Annotated in this window: 1 protein-coding gene; it reads left to right on the top strand. The window is 59.1% G+C overall.

All coding sequences use genetic code 11. The features are described from left to right. Positions 1-100: 100 nt before the first annotated feature. Positions 101-352 (top strand): LysR family transcriptional regulator (locus SB847_RS20660; RefSeq protein ID WP_410578443.1); only part of this gene is annotated, 252 nt, incomplete at its 3' end.

Here is a 352-nt window from a genome sequence, read left to right as displayed (position 1 = left end):
CGTTGTACGTGGCGCTCACATTACGCGCCCGAAAATTTTGGAGCCAAGATAACTTTCCGCTGGTGCAATAACATTGACTTATGACGCGCCGGGGCCGCGCATGCGAGGGCGCAGCGGCGAACGCAGGCGTATTCCGATCGGTCGTGCGCGCTGCGCCGCACGGGCGGAAGTCTGTCCGTTATGGCGTTGTTGCCCTATCATTGCGGACATTGCACTGCTCCGGAGCTGCCATACCGTGAACCTGCGGCGTCTTAAATACTTCGTGAAAATCGTGGACATCGGCAGCCTGACGCAAGCCGCCGAAGTGCTGCATATCGCTCAGCCAGCACTGAGCCAGCAACTGATCACGCTC

This window comes from Bacillus sp. SIMBA_026, assembly GCF_046535335.1.
Classification (GTDB): domain Bacteria; phylum Bacillota; class Bacilli; order Bacillales; family Bacillaceae; genus Bacillus; species Bacillus velezensis.
Note: the sequence above shows the minus strand (reverse complement) of the source record. Positions and strands in the feature narration are given on the sequence as shown.